The sequence below is a fragment of the Thermocoleostomius sinensis A174 genome (genome assembly GCF_026802175.1).
GTDB lineage: Bacteria > Cyanobacteriota > Cyanobacteriia > Elainellales > Elainellaceae > Thermocoleostomius > Thermocoleostomius sinensis.
Map to the genome: position 1 here is coordinate 2,018,683 of NZ_CP113797.1, position 21,702 is coordinate 2,040,384.

14 protein-coding genes are annotated in these 21,702 nt (G+C 51.0%); 10 read left to right on the forward strand and 4 right to left on the reverse strand.

The annotated features are described in order from the left end of the window. Positions 1-2: 2 nt before the first annotated feature. Positions 3-788 carry a hypothetical protein gene (locus OXH18_RS08735; protein WP_268612141.1) on the reverse strand — a complete coding sequence of 262 codons (786 nt, stop codon included), beginning with the start codon at positions 786-788 and terminating at the stop codon, positions 3-5. 546 nt (positions 789-1,334) lie between these two features. Between OXH18_RS08735 and OXH18_RS08740 the strand changes: the two genes are divergently transcribed. The 6 genes from OXH18_RS08740 to OXH18_RS08765 all read left to right on the forward strand — a co-directional run bounded on the left by OXH18_RS08740 (position 1,335) and on the right by OXH18_RS08765 (position 13,361). Beyond that, on the forward strand, positions 1,335-3,008 hold the full coding sequence (locus OXH18_RS08740) for a carbohydrate porin (protein ID WP_268612142.1): 1,674 nt from the start codon (positions 1,335-1,337) through the stop codon (positions 3,006-3,008). Between the two features lie 64 nt (positions 3,009-3,072). Beyond that, complete coding sequence (locus OXH18_RS08745) at positions 3,073-5,385, forward strand: tetratricopeptide repeat protein (protein ID WP_268612143.1); 2,313 nt, start codon at positions 3,073-3,075, stop codon at positions 5,383-5,385. 16 nt (positions 5,386-5,401) lie between these two features. Next, positions 5,402-6,685 (forward strand): glycosyl hydrolase family 8, encoded by a 1,284-nt coding sequence (locus OXH18_RS08750; protein ID WP_268612144.1) that lies wholly within the window; start codon positions 5,402-5,404, stop codon positions 6,683-6,685. 225 nt (positions 6,686-6,910) lie between these two features. Then, on the forward strand, positions 6,911-9,268 hold the full coding sequence (locus OXH18_RS08755) for a cellulose biosynthesis cyclic di-GMP-binding regulatory protein BcsB (RefSeq protein ID WP_268612145.1): 2,358 nt from the start codon (positions 6,911-6,913) through the stop codon (positions 9,266-9,268). A 41-nt stretch (positions 9,269-9,309) separates the two neighbouring features. Further along, positions 9,310-11,922 (forward strand): UDP-forming cellulose synthase catalytic subunit, encoded by a 2,613-nt coding sequence (gene bcsA, locus OXH18_RS08760; protein WP_268612146.1) that lies wholly within the window; start codon positions 9,310-9,312, stop codon positions 11,920-11,922. A gap of 191 nt (positions 11,923-12,113) precedes the next feature. Then, a complete protein-coding gene (locus tag OXH18_RS08765; RefSeq protein ID WP_268612147.1) occupies positions 12,114-13,361 on the forward strand; it encodes a PQQ-dependent sugar dehydrogenase in 1,248 nt (415 codons plus the stop codon). 148 nt (positions 13,362-13,509) lie between these two features. Here OXH18_RS08765 and nadC read toward each other — a convergent pair whose 3' ends face one another. Next, positions 13,510-14,364 carry a carboxylating nicotinate-nucleotide diphosphorylase gene (nadC, locus tag OXH18_RS08770; protein WP_268612148.1) on the reverse strand — a complete coding sequence of 285 codons (855 nt, stop codon included), beginning with the start codon at positions 14,362-14,364 and terminating at the stop codon, positions 13,510-13,512. A gap of 204 nt (positions 14,365-14,568) precedes the next feature. Between nadC and OXH18_RS08775 the strand changes: the two genes are divergently transcribed. From OXH18_RS08775 to OXH18_RS08790, 4 genes are all read left to right on the forward strand, one after another. After that, positions 14,569-16,077, forward strand: a complete 1,509-nt coding sequence (locus OXH18_RS08775; protein ID WP_268612149.1) for a UDP-N-acetylmuramoyl-L-alanyl-D-glutamate--2,6-diaminopimelate ligase — start codon at positions 14,569-14,571, stop codon at positions 16,075-16,077. Between the two features lie 168 nt (positions 16,078-16,245). After that, a complete protein-coding gene (locus OXH18_RS08780; RefSeq protein WP_268612151.1) occupies positions 16,246-16,902 on the forward strand; it encodes a response regulator transcription factor in 657 nt (218 codons plus the stop codon). A gap of 790 nt (positions 16,903-17,692) precedes the next feature. Next, positions 17,693-18,064 carry a PadR family transcriptional regulator gene (locus OXH18_RS08785; RefSeq protein WP_268612153.1) on the forward strand — a complete coding sequence of 124 codons (372 nt, stop codon included), beginning with the start codon at positions 17,693-17,695 and terminating at the stop codon, positions 18,062-18,064. Positions 18,065-18,278: 214 nt separating this feature from the next. After that, the gene (locus OXH18_RS08790) at positions 18,279-18,827 is read left to right on the forward strand and encodes a cofactor assembly of complex C subunit B (RefSeq protein ID WP_268612154.1); all 549 of its coding nucleotides are present in this window, start codon (positions 18,279-18,281) and stop codon (positions 18,825-18,827) included. A gap of 13 nt (positions 18,828-18,840) precedes the next feature. Here OXH18_RS08790 and OXH18_RS08795 read toward each other — a convergent pair whose 3' ends face one another. After that, entirely contained in the window at positions 18,841-20,055 is a 1,215-nt protein-coding gene (locus OXH18_RS08795; RefSeq protein ID WP_268612156.1) for a thiolase family protein, read from the reverse strand. 52 nt (positions 20,056-20,107) lie between these two features. Continuing rightward, positions 20,108-21,685 (reverse strand): AMP-binding protein, encoded by a 1,578-nt coding sequence (locus OXH18_RS08800; RefSeq protein ID WP_268612157.1) that lies wholly within the window; start codon positions 21,683-21,685, stop codon positions 20,108-20,110. Positions 21,686-21,702 lie beyond the last annotated feature (17 nt).

A 21,702-nucleotide genomic window follows, 5' to 3' on the forward strand; every position in this document is an offset into this window, starting at 1 on the left:
ACCTAGCGCAGCACTCGATCGGACGGTAAAGGAGCCGTAGTTTGACGCCAGCCTTCGGTTGTGGCGTTAGCCGGACGAGGGGTTACATCCACCGGAGCGCGACTAGTCCGTATGGGAATTGTTTCAGCCGGAGGCACCGTGGAACCAGTCGGCAAATTAATGTCAAAGCTTTTACTGGTTTGCACATATAATTCCCCGTCGGTGGTAAATGCCATCAAGGCGGCTTGCACATCCTCATCGAGTTGTTCGACGCGGGTTTGAAAATCCTTAGGCTGAGCTACTGGATCAAGCGTTGCCAAAAACGTTACAGATGGACTGGGTTCGTACTGGATGCCAGTATTCTCTTGATCCATTTGCCATGCTTCTTGAAACTGACCGTTGGCTGCTACTTGCCACAGGTTGACTCGTGTTTGCCACTGGTTTTGATTAACCTCAGCAAACTGTCGATCGAGAATCACGTAGGCGGGGGAGGAGACGGTGGAGGAAGATAGACGCACGTCGGGTTGGAGGTAGCGAACGGCAGTGACGGTAATGCGAGTAGTATCAGGTAACGTAGCCCGACCCGACACTGTGTAAACACCAGACTGGCTGGTTGGCTCGACTTGATTAATGGTGAGTTCGAGAGGAGGTGTCAAAAAAGTGGAGTTCACGCGATTCAAAGTCGTTGTGCAACCGCTGAATAAAACGACTACTGGAACCACGATCGTTAGGATGATTAGCTGCTTTTTTGTTAGATACCACTGGCAGCAAGCTTGACGAAGTGTGTTAAAAAAATCACCTGGCAGCATACGTAAAATATGGTATTGTTTGACACTAAGTATACACGTCAGTATTTCTCATCGTTGTAGCATTGCTCAGATAGAATTCGAGGGAAATTTAAAAAATCAGGCTTAGCATCTCAAAATCGTCCGTATTTCCTGACTGTGACCTTGAAACTTAGAAAGAATTTAACTGACAATCCCTGCTGGTTCTATTGGTTTTAACTGGATTTTCGAGAGTCACCCCTTGTCGCTGATGTCGCAGGCTTAGGTCTTTCTTAAAATCTTCGATCGCTGGCAACGATGCTGTCTTAAGTGAAGAAACAGTTTCTTCTCTGATCCAGTCCTGACTTGTCGCTTACAAACAAGTTAGTCCGACACTAAAACCGGTTTCTTCTCCGAAATAATGCTATTCAGGGTTGATTTTAACCGTTGGTTAAATCGCTGCTGGTTCCAGGTTTAGATGTCTGATTGGTGCTCGCTGATTGGTGATTCCTGGGTCAACCTTAGTTTTGAGACAACCGTCAATTTTCGGCTTCAGCCGATTTGCACCCGCTCTTATGGTGTGAGTATTCTATGTTCAGCTTATTTCACGATTCTTTCCTGAAAAATTGGCGAATGGCTAGCTTCTCCCTAGCCGTTTGGTTGGGGCTTAGTCTTATTGTCAATCACTCGCCAACTGAAGCGGCTACCGCTCCGAAGCCTCAATCAGATCAATCAATTTCTGACCCAATTTCTGATGCGACATTGGCTATTTCATCTCAATCTCGCTCAGGGCTAGAAGCGGGTGAGGCGAGCGGCGATACTATTGTCGCTTCTGGTGTTGCTTCTAGCTCCTCAGAGTTCGACTGGGTCGAAGCCTCCGAATCGTCTGCTGACATAGCTAATGCGGTGGCATCAGTAGCGACAGAAGTAGAGACAGATCGAGCAGACGTAATCGCGCAAGGCACAGTCCCGTCGGACCCGAGTTCCCCCATTCCCATTCCGACTTTTTCAGACGACCCCAACGTTTGTTTTGCCGATTGTAATCCTTCTGCCCGCTTTGACTTCCGCCCGCCCGATCGCTTCAGCTTAACCCCAACCCCTCCTAGTTCCAACCTGGTGCAGGTGCCCTATCCTGCTCCTCCTACTGACCCAACCTCACCAGTTCCCGCTCCTCCGCCCGCGATCGACCCAGTTCCGGTATCTCCGGGTTTATCCACTGCCCAACCCCCTCAACCCACCCCGGTGACTGCTTCAGAATTAGACTCGCCGCTGCCCAGTACGGCTTTGACACCTCCAACACTTCAGTTGCAAGGAGTGTATTTGTATCAAGGTGATGAAGGAGCGGCGCGGGCCCGTATTCTTGGTGTTTATCCGATTACTCCGCGTTTGCAAGTGGGTGGCAGTGTGGATATCACTGACGGCGAGGTGTTCAGTGAAGGTGGCAATGATGGCGTTAATCTCAACGAACTATATCTAACGGTAGCTCCGCAGGATCTGCCAAATTTGCGCCTGGTGGTAGGACAACTGGATCTTACGTCCTATTTCGATCGCAACAGCTTCGCCAAAGATGCAGCCACGCAGTTTTTCAACCCGGTTTTTTCCACCAATCCAGCCTTGTCGGCGGCTGGCATTGGCTCGCGGCAAGGAGCACTGGTGAACTGGACAATTACTGACAATGTGGAAGCTCGCGGTGTAGTTTTTTCGTCCGATCGCAGCATCAGCAATTTTGACTTGAATGGCTTTGCGGGCGAAATTGGTCTGCGGTTCGACAATTTGATTGTACGTGGTACGTTTGTAACCTCGGAAGACAGCGGTAACGGAGACGGCTTCCAGGAAATTTTCAATATCGATCGCGGCAATGGGCAATTTGGTGCTCAGGAAGGCGATCGGGAAAATGCTTATGGCATCAACGCCGAATATTTTATTCCAGCTATTAACTTAGGTATCTTTGGACGCTACGGCTACTACGAAAACACCGACCTTGACGAAGACGGCGACACGTTCAACTTTGGAATTAATGTCTATGACCTGTTTATGGAGGGCGATCGGATTGGGCTGGGCTATGGTCGCGCTCTGTCGAACCAAGGCTTGCGTCGGGATAACGGCGATCGGGTACCTGATGTACTGGAAGTGTTCTATGATTTCCGCTTGTTGCCCGGGTTGCGAGCCGGTCTGACGTATCAAGCCCTCGAAGAATTCAGCGAATCGATTGCCGGATTTCGGGTTCGCACCGAGTTTGACCTGATTCCCCGTCAAACCCCCTAACAATGGTTGTCCTAAAAATTATCGCCATGAGAATAACGCCATGAATGTGAGGAGAACGAAACCAATGCAAACCGGCCAACGGCGAACATGGCAGCGTAGATTGAGTAGTGTGTTGGCGCTTGGATTATTTACCGGTTCATTGATGCTGAGTCTGGCGTTGCCCGTGCGATCGCAAGTGCCGATCGATGTGCGCGAAGCCTATACCCTGATGGATCAGGGCTTGGTCAATCAAGCCATTACTATCTTTGAAAATGCGGTGCAGCGCTATCCCCAGTCTGTGGAAGCCCGGTTGGGACTGGCCATTGCCTACCGGCGGGCCGGACGCGATGCCGATGCGTTTGCCACCTATGAACGGGTCTTGGAAATCGATCCGAGTAACCGCTTGGCACTGTTAAGCTTGGGCACCTTAGCAGGATTCCGAATTGATTGGCAAGATCGAGGCATTGAGGCTTTAACCACGCTGCTGGAACTTGACCCCAACGATACGCAAGCACGGGCCCAGCGGGCACTGCTGTATGGCTATCAGGGGCAGTTTGGGCGAGCCATTGCCGACTATGAAATTGCACTGCAAGCCAATCCGACGCCAGAAGTCGTGCTGGGAGCGGCACAAGTCTATGCCTATAGCGGCGATTATGAACTAGCGATCGCTCTGTTCAATCGTTATCGGGGCACAGGCGGTGAAATTCGCGGCAGTGCGGCCACAGCCTATGCGGTGGCGTTGCGAGAAACGGGCAATCCTGACCAAGCGGCTCAATTATTACAAGCAGAACTCCAGCGCTACGGCAATGTTCTAGACGGCACGACGATCCGAATGCGAGCCGAACTGGCGATCAACTATGCGGCGATCGGGCAAGTCAGTCAGGCAGAATCGGTTTTAGCACGGCTGCAAGGACGCCGAGATTCGCGCATGATTTTGTCGCGCTCGTATTTGGCCTTGGCGCGATATACGGGCAATCCAGTCTACGTGAATGAAGCGATCGCCCTGTATGAAGAAGTGCTGACGCAAGAACCCGTGTACCTGACGGTAGGGATTGGGCGCGAAATTGCCGATGTGCTGACCGGGTTCCCGCAGTACCGCACCTACGCCCTGGAAGTGTATCGCCAGTTAGCCGAACAACAGCCCAACGATCGCAGCTTGCAAATTCAGCAGGCGTCTCTAGAGCGAGAATTGGGGCAAATTTCCAGTGCGGAACTGGGTCAACGAGTCGCCACCGCCCTGCAACCGTTGCCATCTGATCCTTATCAGCAGCGCATTATTGCTCAATCCTTGACCCGCCTCGACTCGCCCGATCCGGTGCTGTTACCCTACTATCAAACCCTGCTAAATGCTGGCGTGAATGAACCGTTGCTGTCGTACCGCATTGCCCAAATCTATGTACAGCAAAACGATTTTGCCACCGCCCGATCGGCCCTCAGCCAATATGCGGCGACGCCGATGGGACAGCGCGAATCCTATGCCAGCGAAATATTGCTAGCTGAAATCGATCGACGAGAAGGCAACTTGGAAGGGGCCGCCCAACGCTATGAACGAGTGATCGCCAGCAATCCGCCCGACAGCGGCGTGTTGAGTGGGGCGTTTCAGGGACTCGCTGGCATTCGCCAAACTCAGGGTCGCTTGCCAGAAGCGATCGCCCTTTATGACCAAATTATTCAACTCAATCCTCAAGATCCAACCAAGCCACTGGGGCGCGCTAGTTTGGCGTATCAAGGCGGATTGATTTCCGAAGCCGAAGCCGAAACCGTGCTGAATACGTGGCTATCGACCCAACCGCCCACCTACACGCCACCGGAACTCTATAGCTTAGTGGGGGCCCTGCCAGCTAATCCACAGCGCCAACCGCTCTATGCAACGCTGCTGCAAAATGACCCCAATAACATTCCGATCCAACTACGACAGGTGGAACTGATTGCTGCCCGTGACCCTAATGCGGCCGAAGCCTATGTGAATGAATTGATCGCCCGCGATCCAAATAACCTCGGCGCGTATTTTGTGCAAGGACAACTGGCTCAAAATGCGGGTAACTTGCGTCGGGCCGATCGCGCCTACAGCACCATCCTCAACCAAGACCCCAATAACGTGGATGCGTTGGCGGCGTTGGGTGGGGTGCGCTTCCAACAGCGGCGTTTTACCTCAGCTTCCCGGATCTACAACGAAGTGCTGGAACTGGAACCAAACAACCGCGTTGCTCAACGCGCGTTGATCGATCTCACGGCGGTGCAGGGCAATCGCCTAACAGCCTTGCGCCAACTGGAACAAATGCAGCTTCAAGCATCAGCGACGGGGGGAGTCGATGCAGAACTGTTGCAGCAGCAGCGGCGGATTGAAGAAGGATTCCTGCAACAGCGGGGATTTCAACCTCCTTGGGAGCGGTACTAACAGTAGGTGATCAACCATGAATAAAGTTCAGCGGTGCTCCACTCCTCGATCGATTCGATCCTCTCGTAGGATCACTCATTTGGGTCGATCGGTCAGTTTCTTCAGTCTCTTGCTCTTGAGTACGATGCTGTTGGGCTGTGTGTCTTCATTTCCCTCGCTCGGCTCTGCCTCTGAAACCACTGACGCTAACGCAGCGGTTCTGTCTACCGAAGACCTGTTGCAGCAAAGCTGGCAAGCTTATCAACAGCGGTTCATTCAAGCCGACGGCCGGGTAATCGATCGCGAAAGCAACGATCGTTCTACCTCAGAAGCCCAAGCCTATGCTCTGCTGCGGGCCGTATTTATGGACGATCGCCAAACCTTCGATCGGGTTTTGCAATGGTCAGAAAATAATCTACAACGCCGCAATGCCAATGGCAGCCGTCGCGATCAGTTATGGAGTTGGAAGTGGGGACGCAATGATCAGGGGGAATGGACGACGATCGACGGCAATTTTGCCAGTGATGCTGATGTCGATGCTATTACTGCCCTGATTTTCGCTGCTCGTCGCTGGGGAGACCCCGCCTATCTGGAGTTGGCGCAAACCAAACTGCCGGATTTATGGAGATTGTCTACGGTGTCCATTGAGCTAGAAACCGGGGAACCCATTCGCTATTTTCTGCCTGGACCCCTCGAAGCGTTTCAGCCGCAGCCCGATCGCCTCTACCTCAATCCGTCCTATCTGGCTCCCTATGCCTTTCGTCTGTTTGCTCAGGTTGATCCCGATCGCGATTGGCTCAGTTTAGTAGATAGCAGCTATGACGTGTTAACTCGATCGGCGGAAGTGTCAGACATTGGCTTGCCCAGTAACTGGGTGGCACTCAATACCGAAACTGGCGAATTTCAACCTGTGCCTCGCACTAGCCCCCTACAAAGTATCTATAGCTTTGATGCCTATCGCGTTTGGTGGCGCATTGCCCTGGATGCGACTTGGTTTGAAGAACCCCGGGCGGAGCAGTATTTGCAGCAGCATCTGCAACCGCTTAAGTCTAAATGGCGATCGACCCGCACAATTCCGGCTCAGATTAGCTTGCAGGGCAAACCGCTAGTAAATTATGAATCCACCGCCCAGTACGCCATGCTATATGCAGCATTTCGCATTGTTGATCCGGCAATTGCAGAACAAATTCGACAGCAAAAGCTTGTGTCTTCCTACGAAAACGGGTTTTGGGATAATGATTCTGCCTACTATTCGCAAAACTTGAGTTGGTTTGGGTTATTTCCTTCAGAGTCCATTCGTTCCGAATGGTTGCTGCCATGATTCAATCTTCTGTTTAAGCCACTATTGGTATCCGATCATCTATCTATGCTTCGGCTCTCACCTTCTTAATTCTCTCAGCTTTTCACAAGGTAAACTCGCCCTATGTCATCCTGGAAACGTCATATTAGATCCCGATATTCTTGGCTTTATCGCTCGTTTATTAGCTTATTGTGTCTTGGACTTATCAGTTTCGTCTTTATTCCAGTCTTCGTTCGCGCTCAAAACGTGACCCAACTGGAGCAACAGGAAAATCAGGTGATTCGGGAATTGGTTCTACCAGAAGCCCCTCCCCCACCGGTCTATGTGCCGCAGCCAGAAGGGCCCGCTTACAGTGCGCCTGCCTTTGTGCCCGAACCTGCTCCGGATACAGCCGATCGAGCACCTGCCGACCCAGCCCAAGCAGATACTCGCCCCCAACCTGGCAATCAGTCTGGCAATCAATCTGGCAATCAGCCCCGACAAGCCCCTACCAAAATTACCTATGCACTGACCCTAAACCGTAGCCCTGTTGTTGGCAATCGCTTGCGGCTCCAGGGTGTCTATCCCGAAACCCGCCTGGGATTTACTCGACCTCAAGGATGGACGGTGGAATCGGCCAAGGCTATCATCCGTTATCAACACTCTCCCTCGCTGCTAGCCGATCGATCGCATTTAACCGTGCGAGTCAATGACACCAGCGTTGGGAGTGTGCCGCTCGATCGACCTGATTCGCAAATTGGGCAAGCCACCTTTAATATTCCTGCCAACTTAATTCAGGACTCTAACGAACTTTCGATGCTCGCGGAGCAGCAAACCTCAGATACTTGCTCGAATCCTACTGATCCGACATTGTGGACAGAGATTCTGCCCGATTCCAAGCTTGTCTTTGAGTTTATTCCCAAAGCCACCACACTCAACTTCAGCCAATATCCCTATCCCTTCTTGGACGAATTCGGGCTAGAACCAAACCAACTTGCCTACTTACGACCTCAATCGCTTAGCGCTGATTGGTTGACTGCCGTTTCTCGATTCCAAGCTTCAGCCGGTCGCTTGTCCGATCGTCAAATATTGGATACACGATTGGTTACGAATGTCGATCAAATTTCGGCAACTGAAGGATTAGTGGTGATTGGCACACCCGCTGATCAACCAATTTTGTCGCGGCTGGCGATGGGCTATTCGGTGCAAAACGGTCAACTTCTAGACGGCAGCCGTCAACCCCTGCCCAATGATGTTGGCTTGCTAGCCGTTGCTACAACCCGCAATCAAGAAAACCGCGATATTCCTGTGCTAGTGGCAACGGGTAACTCAGCCGAGGGGGTATTAAAAGCAGTGCAATATCTGGTGCAAGCGCCCGATCGTCAGTTGGCTACGGGGCAAGCCGTTACCGTCAGCAACGTCGCTCAAGTGCCCACTCCTGAACCTCGTTCTTGGTCTGGCTATTTGCCTACGCAAAATGAGTTTCAACTGCGGGAATTGACTACACTCGATGGGCAACCCTACAGCGATATCACTGTGCATGGTACAAACGCTCCCATTATTGAAGTGGGCTTCCGCGCCTTACCAGACGATCGCCTGTTGCAGGGTAGCACCATGACCTTGCACTATAGCCACAGCCCACAATTGAACTCCAATAATTCGGCTGTAGAAGTAATGATTGATGGGGTGACGATCGGCTCTAAGCGCTTAACCGGTAATGGTCAAGACAATACGTTTAACGTCAACCTGCCACCTCACTTGATTCAACCCGATTCTACCTTGGGTGTGCACTTCATCCTGCAACCGGAACAACCAGGGATCTGCGGGTTAACCGCCGATCAACAACTTTGGGGAACTCTACACGCTGATACTCGGTTTAACCTCAACCGAGAGAATGTTGTGCAAGTGCCGAATTTAGAATTGCTGAAAGCCGGTTTTCCCCTCGCCTCGCCTCAAGATCTCTCAACGACCGCGATCGTATTGCCTAATAATCCCACTGACACCGATGTCGAAACGTTGCTGTCCTTCAGCGAGCGTATGGGGCGCGTCAGCCGATCGGATTCAGTCAAACTCACAGCCTATCTAGCCAACGCCGTACCTACCGAAGTCCGCGATCAGCAAAACTTAGTGGCGATCGGTGCTCGCGAACGCTTCCCGTATCCAGAAGTCTTCGAAGCGTCATCATCAGGGCTATCGCTGGCAACGGGCTTCTTCCGCCAGTGGGAGCAAAGCCAAGCTCAAACCTTGCCCGATCGAGAAGGCGTCATCAAAGCCATTCCTTCGCCCTGGAGTCGCGATCGGGTGTTATTGGCGCTAACTGGACAAACCGATGAAGGACTGCGGGAAGTGCAGGATTTGTTCAACCGCGATCCCTTGTTCTCGCAACTGCGCGGTGACACGGTGCTAATTAGCCGCAACCAAGCGACCCCCTCTCCCTACGATGCCAGCGGCTATAACCTGGAATTTCTCCAGCAAACCCAGCCCCGCCAGATTCGCAATACAACCCTTTTGCGACGAATTGTGCTGTTCTTGCAAGATAACTGGTGGCTGCTGCTGCTCGGTATGGTGCTTCTAGCATTGCTGCTATACAGCTTCTCGCAGTTGTTCATGAACCGCGTTGCCTAAGTTAAGAAAGCATGAAGTTCGCCTTTTTTCCCTCCCTTGCCATGACTCCCCAAGTTCAACCCCGACAACCCCGACAATCCCGACTAATTACCTGGCTTCTTGGCTTACCAGACTGGTTCGAGTCGCTGATGCCCTGGGCTGGTAAATGGCACTTGTTTTGGCTAGTGATTCTGCTGCTGGTGCTGTCTGTGCCGCTAATCATCACGCCTTTAAGTCTGCCACAGCAGTTGCTCCTAGCCGGTATTTTGATTGGGCTAAGCTGGCTAATTGTTAAATCTGAACAGCGACAGGCGCGACAACATGCCAGCCAAGGACTGCATCTGTTTTTGGCCTGGCTCAGCATTGTTGCCACCTTCCGGTACTTGTTCTACCGCTTCAGCTATACTCTCAACTTGGATGGTTGGGTCAACGGCTTTTTCAGTATTCTGTTGTTTGCTGCTGAGTTGTATGCTGTGGCTACGCTGCTGCTGTCGTATTTTCAGACGTTGCAACTTAAGGAACGCCGTCCCATCGACCTCTCTGCCTTTCCCGTCGATCGCTGGTTTACGGTGGATGTATTCATCCCCACCTACAACGAGGATGTGGCGATCGTGCGCAAAACAGCCCTAGCTGCGATGGCAATCGATTACCCAGCCGACAAAAAGCAGGTATATGTGCTGGATGACGGTCGCAAATTTCCCGAACGGCGGGCCCAGTTGCAGCAGATGTGCGATGAAGTGGGGTGTATCTTGCTCACTCGCGATAACAACGATCATGCCAAAGCTGGCAATATCAACACAGCCTTGCAGCGCACCTTCGGTGATCTAATCTTGATTTTGGACTGTGACCATATTCCCTCGCGGCAATTCTTGCAAGAAACCGTCGGGTTTTTCTTTCAGCCCAACGTTGCGCTAGTGCAAACACCCCACTGGTTTTATAATCCCGATCCGTTTGAGCGCAATCTCCTCACCCAAGGGCATGTGCCCGCCAGCAACGAACTGTTTTACAAAGTGATTCAAAAAGGCAACGATTTTTGGAACTCGGCCTTTTTCTGCGGATCGGCGGCGGTTGTGCGACGGCAACCCCTCATGGAAGTGGGCGGCATTGCGGTGGAAACCGTGACAGAAGATTGTCATACCTCGCTGCGGCTGCACTCGAACGGTTACGACTCGGTGTATTACGACAAAATTATGGTAGCCGGACTGGCTCCCGAAACCTTCTCGTCCTATGCAGGACAGCAGGCGCGCTGGGCCCGAGGCATGGCGCAAATTCTGCGGATTGAGAACCCGTTGCTGAACCCACGCTTAAAACTGACGGTGCCACAGCGGTTGTGCTATTTCTCGGCCACAACGCACTTCTTCTTTGGCTTTCCTCGCATCATGTATGCGCTGGCTCCAGCTTTGTTTTTGCTGTTTGGCATTAACCTCGTGCGCGGATTGGGTGTTGAAACGCTAGCCTACGCCTTTCCCCATATTGTCTTGGGGTTACACGCCAACTACATCACTAACAAAACGGCTCGGTTTTCGTTTTGGAACGAAATTTTCGAGTACTCGTTGGCTTTTCAAGAGGGAATTGTCACGCTACTGGCGGTGCTGAACCCCAAGCTGGGAAAATTTAACGTTACAGATAAGGGATTGTCGGTGACAAAACGCCAATTTGATTGGCGATCGACTCGCATTTCCCAACTTCTGACATTGCTGCTGATTGTGGCCTTGCTGGCAGTTCCTTTCTGGTTAGTGCTGCGTCCAGAAGAAACCGAACCTGTCTTAATTAACGCCTTTTGGGCCATCTTTAACCTAGTGTTAGTTGCTGCGGCTCTGCTGGTCGCGTTAGAGCAACCGCAACTGCGCCGGGCCCATCGGCTGTCTCGATCGTTGCCTGTATTGGTGCACAGTTCTGAACAAGCCACCCTGACTGGACAAACGATCGATATCAGTGAAACCGGAGCGCGGATTCAACTAGATCAGGCGGTGAATTTACCTGATTTGGTAGATCTAGAGATCAGAGGCGATTTTGGTCGGCAAGTACGCTTAAACGGAGTGATTACTCGCCTCAATACCAGTGGCAATCGATCGGAAATTGCCGTTATGTTTGTGGATGTTTCTGCCCGCCAATATGATGATTTGGTACTGGTGCTGTATTCGGACGTGAACCAGTGGTATCGGCAACAGCGACAGGAAATCGATCGGCCTTGGGACTCGCTGCGGTTCATCGCCACTGGGCTGTTTCGAGCCTTCCGCGATCCTAAGCCTGCCACTCCCACCAAAGTTCGCAAACGCATTCACGCCGCGGCTCAGTTCTATTGGCAAGAACAATTCTACCCGGCCACAGCCGTTGCGCTCAGTTCTCGCACCTTGCGGTTGGAACTGAACGCTCGATCGATTCCTGGTTTAACGGCTCAAGCAGTGCATTCAGCTGTAGGATTGCTTCTCAGTCAACATGCTGATGATTCAACTCCTACCCGATTAATTGCTGAGGTGGAAGCAATCGAGACAATTCCCACCCATGAGCCAGTCTCAGCCACCAGTTTTGATCCGGCTCGCTATCCTAGCAGCTACTCGAATGCGGTTCCGACCAGTGCCGCCCAAATGCTGGCGATCGAACTGCGCTTTCCAGAACAGTTAGACCCCCAGCAAGGCGCTAAAATTCGCCGATTGTTGCAAACATTGGAATAAAAACCATGATCATATTATTGAATGACCGTATATTGAATGAGTCAACCGCCGGAAGCAGTTAGGGCAATGTACTCCTACTTTTGTCCCTACTTTTGTCCCTATGCTTGCCCCTACTCTTGATAGATGTCATAGATTCTGCCAACCCTTGACAATAGGCATTTATGTCGTGAGTAAAGGGATTGATTCATCACATGACTATCCGATTGCAGCAGATACCAGTGTTGTCCCTTGCCTTGGTGCTGGGTGCGGCTTGGACGATGCCCGCGATCGCCAACTCAACTCACTCCAACGAGTCCTTGAGGGCACAAACAGCGGGGACAACCTTCCGGGAAGTTGCTACGGAAGACACTCAATACGAAGAGATTCGCATTGTGGAAATTGCAAGTGGTTTAGAGCACCCGTGGGCATTAGCCTTTCTCCCGGATGGACGGCTTTTGGTGACCGAGCGCCCTGGACGACTCAATCTGATTGACAATGGCGAAGTTGTCGAAGTGTCTGGTGTGCCTGAGGTCAATGTTGAACGACAAGGTGGACTTTTGGATCTGGCTCTGCATCCCGATTATGAAACCAATGGTTGGATTTACATGAGCTATTCCAAGCCGAATGGAAATGGCGAAACGGCAACGGCTGTAGCACGGGGCCGGCTTGAGGGGAATACATTAGTTGATGTCGAAGATGTGTTTGTTCAAAATCGCTATTCTGAACCCGGACAACACTATGGCTCACGGCTTGCCTGGACGAATGATGGCAAATTGTTGGTAACAATTGGCGATCGCTGGTTCGAGCCACTGCGGGCCCAGGATTTGAGCGATCATGCTGGCTCTGTCCTACGGTTGAATGAGGATGGTTCAGTGCCCGATGACAACCCATTTGTGGGGAATCCAGAGGTTGCAGGTGAACTTTATACCTACGGCAACCGCAACATTCAAGCGTTAATGGTGAACTCGGCAACGGGTGAAATTTGGGCGGTTGATCACGGCCCCCGTGGCGGAGATTTAATTTACCAGCTTGAAGCAGGTAACAACTATGGCTGGCCGCTTGTTACCCGTGGACTGGACTATGACACCGAAGGTCCCATTCCTGAATCGATCGCACGGCGCATGGAGAATGTCACCGAGCCGTTCCATGAGTTGTTGCCGACTCATGCCCCCTCTGGGGTTACGCTAGTCACTGCCAATCAATTTCCGGCTTGGCAAGGCAATCTGCTAGTGGGCGGACTTGCCAGTCAGCGCATTCGTCGGATCGTTTTTAATGACCAAGAAGTGCTTCACGAAGAAGAATTGCTGTTGCAAACGGTTGGGCGCATCCGCGATGTGCGTCAAGGACCGGATGGCTATCTGTATGTTCTCACCGACGAGTCTGATGGAGGACTCTACCGAATTGAACCGGCCAATCTCACTGAGAACGGTGACGATGAAGAGAATATTGAAAGTGTCTGATACTGTAAGCTAGGGAACGTTTGAAATCGATCGTTGGCAAACAATGATTGAGGTAGAGTTTAACCGGATTCTACCTCGCTTTCACTTTAAAGCACGGCCAACAAACGATCGAGAAACCTGAAAGCAATAAATTTGTCTGTTGTCCATCCTACATTTTCATACTTAAATCGAGCCAGGTTGATCGCGTGATTGGGGCACTGCTGGAAATGTAATCTACCCCAGTTTCAGCAACGGTGCGAATGGTTGATAACGTGATATTACCAGAGGCTTCAATCTTAATACGATCGTTAGTTTGGCGAATGAGGTTCACCGCCTGACGCATCAGGTCTGGAGCCATATTGTCCAACATGATGATGTCTGCTCTGTGCTGTAACGCTTCCTGCACCTGCGATAGAGTTTCTGTCTCCACCTCGACGGTCAGTGGATAGGGAATGCGGGTGCGAATTTGAGCAATTGCGTTGGCAATGCCACCAGCAGCGGTGATGTGATTGTCCTTAATCATAACGCTATCGTCCAACCCCATGCGATGATTGATGGCTCCGCCGACTTGGGTTGCATATTTTTCTAATAGCCGCAAGCCTGGCGTAGTTTTGCGCGTATCGACAAGTTGCGTGGGCAAATCGGCAATTGTCTCGACAAATTTGTGGGTGAGGGTGGCAATACCGCTAAGCCGCATCACCAAATTTAACGCGACCCGCTCACCTATCAGCAACGCATCTAGCAATCCTTCTAGTTGGGCGATCGGTTGACCTGCCTCGCACCATTGGCCTTCGCCGACCAGCGAGGTAAATTTCATTTGATGATCCAGCAGTTGAAATACCCGCGCCGCGATCGGCAACCCTGCCACGATCCCTGCTTCTTTGCATCTCCACTCCGCCTTACCTGATTTCAGTTGATCAGCAAACAACGACTGCGTTGTGCGATCGCCACGACCAATATCTTCCAGCAACCAGTCTTGCAAAAGCCGATCGAGAATTAAGGCAGGAGGCAGAACAGCATTCATGAGGTTGACAATCAGGATTAAGGGTTAGATTAATTTTGTTACACAGCACTCTATCTGAAATCTCAAAAAATAGTGCAGAATAAGCCCAAACCAAACATGAAAGGCGAGGGGATAGGACTGCATATCTTTCAATCTCTCTCATCCTTCATTCCCCATCCCTCATCCTTCCATCCCCCTTCTCATTGGTGTTAGGAGTTGCGATCCATGAAACTAAGAGATTTATTATCAACTTTACCCGGCTCACCCGCCTTGCCTAACCATCCAGCCTTAGAGGCAGAGGTGCGAGGACTAGCGACGAATTCTCATGCTTGCCAGCCTGGAGACTTGTTTATTGGAATGCCGGGAACACGGGTAGATGGTGGAGAATTTTGGTCGAGTGCGATCGCTGCTGGGGCCATTGCCGCCGTTGTTTCGCCGACTGCCGCCCAAAAGCCAGCCCCCTCCTCAAGTTTGCAAGACTCTTGCCTAATTCCTGTTACCGATATGACCCAGGCTTGTGCCCAACTAGCCGCTGCGTTTTATAACTATCCTACCCAAAAGCTCAAGCTCGTTGGCGTCACGGGAACTAACGGCAAAACAACAACAACACATTTAATTGAATTTCTGCTCAATCACGCCCAACAGCCTACTGCCCTAATGGGAACTCTCTACACTCGATGGGCAGGGTATCAGCAGACAGCATTGCACACCACCCCCTTTGCTGTAGAGTTACAAAAACAATTTGCTGAAGCAGTGGCAGCCGGCTGTCAGTATGCTGTGATGGAAGTTAGTTCCCATGCCCTAGCGCAAGGTCGGGTTATGGGCTGCCCGTTTGAAATAGCCGTATTCACCAATCTTACCCAAGATCATCTGGACTATCACAAAGACATGGAAGACTACTTCCAGGCGAAGGCGCTATTGTTTAACCCGAATTATCTAAAGGGACGAGCCCTTGTCAACTTGGATGATCCTTACGGCCAGCGGCTCATTGCGCAACTGCCGATCGATCAAGTTTGGTCTTACAGTGTTCAAAATGAGTCCGCTGATCTGTGGACAAGCAACCTAGTTTATGAATCCGACGGGGTTCACGGTATTCTGCACACGCCCAAGGGGGAGATTGCCTTTCAGTCACCGCTGGTCGGACAGTTCAACATTGCCAACTTGTTAGCCGCCGTTGGGGCTGTCCTAAGTTTAGGCTTACCACTCGAGCCGATCGTTCAAGCCCTACCTGCCTTTACAGGTGTTCCTGGTCGCATGGAGCGGGTGCAAATCACTCCTAATCAAGACATCAGTGTAATTGTCGATTATGCCCATACCCCCGATAGCTTAGAAAACTCACTGCGAGCCGCCCGACCGTTCATTTCCGGTCGCCTCATCTGCGTATTTGGCTGTGGTGGCGATCGCGATCGCACCAAGCGTCCCAAAATGGGAGCCATTGCGGCCGCCCTGTCTAATTGGGCAGTTGTCACCTCCGATAACCCCCGCACCGAAGACCCCGAACGGATTTTGCAAGATATTCTCGCAGGCATCCCCGAAACTACCAACCCTACTGTCATTTGCGATCGGGCAGAAGCCATCCGCGTTGCCATTCTACAAGCCCAACCCGGAGACGGTGTGCTAATTGCGGGCAAAGGGCATGAAGACTACCAGATTTTGGGCACTGAAAAGGTTCACTTTGACGATCGAGAACAAGCTCGTGCCGCCCTTGAAAAGAGAATGAAGGATAAAGGATAAAAAAGGCGTGGGTAAGTAGATGAGAGTAGATGAGCCAACCGCTTACCCATCTACCCCCAACTCCTAATTCCCCAGGTTTGCAATAATTGAAGCAGCGAACACCTCGGTAAAACCTAACTGAGGGCATTTTCTGCCAAAATCTACCCAACTATCCCCAAAAACTTTGCTATGTCAACTTCTTCTGGATCTTCGATTCGGGTCTTAATTGTTGAAGATGACCCAATGATGCAATTGGGCTTGGAGCAGTCCTTATCAACCGCTCCGGGTATTACTGTAGTAGGACAGGCGGATGATGGGTATAGGGCAGTAGAAGAGGCAAAGCGACTGAAACCGGATGTGGTAGTAATGGATATCGGACTACCGCGGTTGGATGGAATTGCTGCCACTCAGCAAATCAAAGCGGCTATTCCAGAGATTCATGTGGTGATGTTGACTTCGCACACCACCGAAAACGAGGTAATTGGGGCCTTGTCTAGCGGGGCAGACGCATACTGCGTTAAGGGCACAACAGTCGATCGCTTACTAACTGCCATTGAAGCCGCTGGCGAAGGAGCTAGCTACCTAGATCCACTCGTAGCACGTCAGGTCATGGATCACCTGAAGCCTGCTACCACGACTGAACCCAGCATTGTAGGACAGCTATCGCAACGGGAGCTAGAAGTGCTGAAACTGATGGTAGAGGGACTCAGCAATCCCGAAATTGCGGCTGCACTTTATCTCAGTCCCAATACCGTAAAGACGCATGTTCGGGGCATTATGAATAAACTGGCTGTGGACGATCGAGTGCAAGCAGCAGTCGTGGCTCTGCGAGCGGGACTTGTGTAGAGCACAGCACTCGAAATTGAGAAAAATTTACCTATAAAAAGTTAATTTTTGTAAAAAATCGAGGAACTCTGTAGATAGTTGCGCTAAAAACTATTTCCTTTTTTGTGACGCTACCCGTGGCGTAAGACAAAATCAAAATAGGGGTGTTGGCGACGAGCACGACGCTTGAAAGCTGCATTTCATGGCACTTTTGGCCAGTCCAGTTTGAATTAGGAACAGACAAACTGCCCCGGTCATGACTACAATGTGATTATTATCTGGCAGCAAGCAATCAAAATCTGAGTCACCGATCGGCTGTTTGCATTTGCAAAATAGTCGTCCTTTTGCTCATACCTCCACGTTATTCCTCTCTAAATCTCACGTTCTCTTGTGGTGGGTATGAGTCGAGAAGGTTGGTTGAGTCAGTTGATTTATCCATGATTGAAGCAGCATAGATTCGGCCGTTAATCAATCGATCGGTTAATGGCACAAACGACAACCCTTGACCCGGGAGAGTCAGGTTAATCGTTACGGCTAAAAAAGCTAGCCCAAACGCAGCACGCAGTGTCAATAAACAGGTGCATCTCAACGTACCTAAGTCACTGATAAGCACTGGTTGATAGTAAGGGTGTGAGTGAGGATGTTGTTAGAAACAACCCGTTGGAGACGACAAGTTGACGGCAACAAGTCGAAAGCAACAAAGTAGAGGCAACAGATAATTCAACCGGTTTTTTGATAACTGATTGAGCAATTGCCAGAGGAACTGCTGCATCAATTTATCCATTGATCAATCACCGGGATGATGAATGATATGACTACTTTTGAGGACATTTATCAGTTTTTTCGTAATCCTCCTCCGTTCTATCTTAATAAGGAATTAGCCGTTTGCTACGTGCTGGCGGTCCTGTTACACCGAGATTCCTACGGAACGGAACTGATTAATTTGTTAGAGCACGAATACCCAAACTATCGGCTCTCGGATACGGTGCTCTATAGTGCTCTGAAGTTTCTAGAGGATGCTAATGCCATTACAGGCTATTGGAAGAAAGTTGAGGGCCGAGGACGCCCGCGTCGCATGTATCAAATTTGTCCAGATTGGTATCAACAAGCGCAGGAATTGGCTCGGCTTTGGTATGGCTATGTGGGGCGCTCGGAACCTATTCAAGTATCTTCTCATCGCTAAGGCAATATGTTTAGGCTCACTGTCTACCTCGATGATAGCGATTGAGTAGACCTCCTTGTTGGATGCTGGCTAAAGCTACCCTGACAAGAGCGCTACGTTTTTAACAAAAATCGCCGAAGTCTCAATATCAGGTATAACAAACAACGTTCGATCGCGGTCTCTGGGTTGCCGTATACTCAATTTTGTTGCCCAGTTTGCGCCGTGCCTTTTTGTGATGCAAAACTCAGTTCTTTTATCTACTGCCCTACTGACATTACTATTGTCAATCGGGCTGTTTTTCTTTATTCGTGCCTCCACCAAAGATCGGACTCAAATAAGCAGGTTCGTGACTGAACAACGGGCAGAACCCCTGTTTGAGCAGCTTCAACAGTACTTTACGAGACGCGCTTACCGACTCACAGATGTTGATGCGGCTCGAAATCAAATTACATTTGAGGGATTGGTTCGACCTAGCGCTTTTTTGGCAGTTTTTCTGACCCTTCTAGCGGCGATCGGGATTTTTTGCCTATCGCTAGTATTGTCGCTGTTGTTTCCTAAAGCGGCCTCGTTGTTTCCGCTGCTTGTGTTGTTTGCACCGATTGCTGGTATTTTCTACTGGCAAAAGGCTGGACGATCAGAACAAGTACTGCTGCGCGTAGAAACCTTAGAAACCACTGAAACTAATCCACAAAGTCTTCTCACCGTGACTGCCCACCGGGATGAACTGGCAGAAATGCGACGACTATTGGGGTTTAAGGAACTGGAAGAAGATGCGATCGGGTAATTGGCGATGGGAGTTATGACGCTTGATAGCGCTCGACCAGCGTGGCAATGCCCAACCCGCCAGCAATCCCCAATGTGGCTAAACCCAAACGAGGCGCTCTGGGCAGGATTGGCAGGATTGGCAGGGCAGAAAAGTGCACGATTTCGGTGAACAATCGCGTCATCAAAATTGCACCCGATGCGCCATAGGGATGCCCCAAGGCAATGGCCCCACCGCCCACATTCACTTTGTCTTCAGGAATTTCTAACGCATCTAAACTAGCTAACACCTGGGCGGCGAAGGCTTCATTAAACTCTACACGATCGATTTGCTCGAGTGTGATCTGGTGGGACTGACGCTTTAGTAGAGCTTGAATGGCTGCAACCGGAGCAATACCCAATACCGTTGGATCGACGCCCACCGCGGCCGCATCGACCACTCGTAACCCTTGAGTTAACTCCAGTTTTTCAAACATTGACTGAGACACCATCAATACTGCCGCTGCTCCATCGTTAATTGGACAGGTGTTTCCTACAGTAACCGTACCTTGTTCTACAAACGCCGATCGCAGTTTTGCTAGCCGTTCTAGGGTCAAGTTCGCACGGGGACATTCATCGCGGTCTACGACCGTGGTACTGGAAATGGCAACAGGCACAATCTCTAATTGAAAGCGTCCAGACTGGATTGAAGCAATGGCCTTGAGGTGGCTATTCAAGGCAAATTGATCCTGGCGATCGCGGCTAATACCAAATTTCTGGGCTACGGTCTCGGCGGACACTCCCATCTCTGGATCGCCCAATCCATCCGGTGCAAATCGGGCCCGATGCGCAAAACGCGGCAGTTCATACAGCGATTGAGGTTTTTCAATACGCCAAGGGGCTGTACTGACGCTTTCCATCCCGCCCGCAATGATCACGTCTGCGGCTCCAGCTTGAATCAACCGTGCTGCTAGATTAATGGCTTCTAGCCCAGAACCACACTGGCGATCGATTGTGACTCCGGGAATTTGCACCGGAAACCCAGCAGTCAGGAGAGCCAAGCGAGCGGGGTTTCCCCCTGGGCCAATGGCATTGCCCAAAATCACTTCATCTACTTGATCGGGAATTAGCCCCACATCTGCTAACACTGCCTGCAAAACAGGAGCCATCAAAGCGTCTACGGGCAAAGTACGCAGCGATCGCCCCACCCGCCCGATCGGAGTACGACGAGCCGCTACAATCAATGCTTCTTGTCTCTGCTGATGTATCACTGCTCTCTAGCTTTTAAAGCCTGTAGATTTAAAGCCGATGCTGTCCTGCCCCCTAATCTTGCACCTCAAGCGAGCCTGTTATACGAGCCAGAGTTTCTTTTAGGGCAACTCGGTTGATTTTGCCACTTGTAGTTAGTGGAAATTGATCGACGGTGATCACGTGGCGTGGGAATTTGCTTGCTGGTAGTTGAGGCTGAAGCCGCTGTTGTAACTGTAATCGTGTCAAGGGACGATCGCTCCAATCAGGGGCCCAGCGAATGGCGGCGCAAAGCACTTGTCCTCGATCGGCATCGGCTAGCCCCCAGACCACGGCTTCCTCGACTTCGGGTAAACCTTGCAGCGCTTTCTCAACTTCCAAAGGATAAACATTCAGTCCACTTGTGATCACCATATCTTGTTCTCGTCCCACCAGATACAGATAGCCGTCAGCATCACGCCAACCCCAATCCCCAACCGTTGCCCAGCCGTTGACAATGCGAAACCCGCTGCTTGTTTCAGCCTGCCAATATCCAGAACAGAGCATAGCGCTTTTGACACTAATCCATCCCATTTCTCCGATCGCCGCTTCTCCAGAGCCATCTGTGCGCTGAATTGACAATGCCACACCATGGAATGGTCGTCCTACAGACTGGGGTGGAACCGGGTTATGGGAAGACGCCACCGTAATAAAGCTAAGTTCGCTCGCACCTAAGTATTCCAGAATTTCAGCCTTGGGAAAGACGATCGGTAGCTCGCTGCGTAGGGTCGTGTCTAGTTTGGAGCCACCGGCAATTACTCGCTGAAGTGATGGATAGATTTTGGTTTGAGTCTGGGCTGCTTTGGTGATCGTCTTCAACAGCGTTGGCACTGCCACTAACGTTGTGATGGCATCAGTATGCAAACCATCCAATACCGTTTTAGCGCTGAATTTAGGCAACACCGTCACCGTTGCCCCTGCATTTAGCCCTTCAAGCACCGCATACAGAGACAAGCTATGTATCAGCGAGCCAGGTATCAGCAGGCGATCGTTCTTTGTGATTCCAAATTCAACTCGGCTAGCAGCAAAACTCTGCACCCACGATCGGTGACTGCGCACGACGCCTTTAGGTGTGCCAGTTGTACCAGAGGTAAAGCCAATGTAAAAAGGGTCTGTATCTGAACAAACCGATGAGATTGGGGAGGCGGTAAAAAGCTCTTGCCTCCATGAATGTCGCCAATCCACATAGTTGCCCCGCTGGACTGCGCCTTGCCCAGCGGGAACCATGATTGTTTCAGCACAAGGCAGGGAATCAATGGCAGTTGCTAGCTTTGCTTCTAGGGTTGCATCCACAAATAGCCAATCGAGCGACTCTTGGCATACCTGCTGTAGGATGTCAATTGACCATTGCGGATCAAACACCAACGCGACCCCACCCGCCAAGGCCACGCCCAAAAAAATTTCTAGAAACTCTAAGCGGTTCGTCAACCATAGACCAACCAGCGGCGAGGGATGGCAACAATGATGTCTGATAGCACCAGCGACCTGCTGAGCGGCTGTCAGCAATGCTCCATAACTGCATGTTTGCGTCGATCGGGATGATCGAATACAAATAGCGGCATGATGTGGGCGCTGTTGTGCTTGTTGAATAAATTCATCTGCAATCAACGTCATTCGCATGTACGTGACAG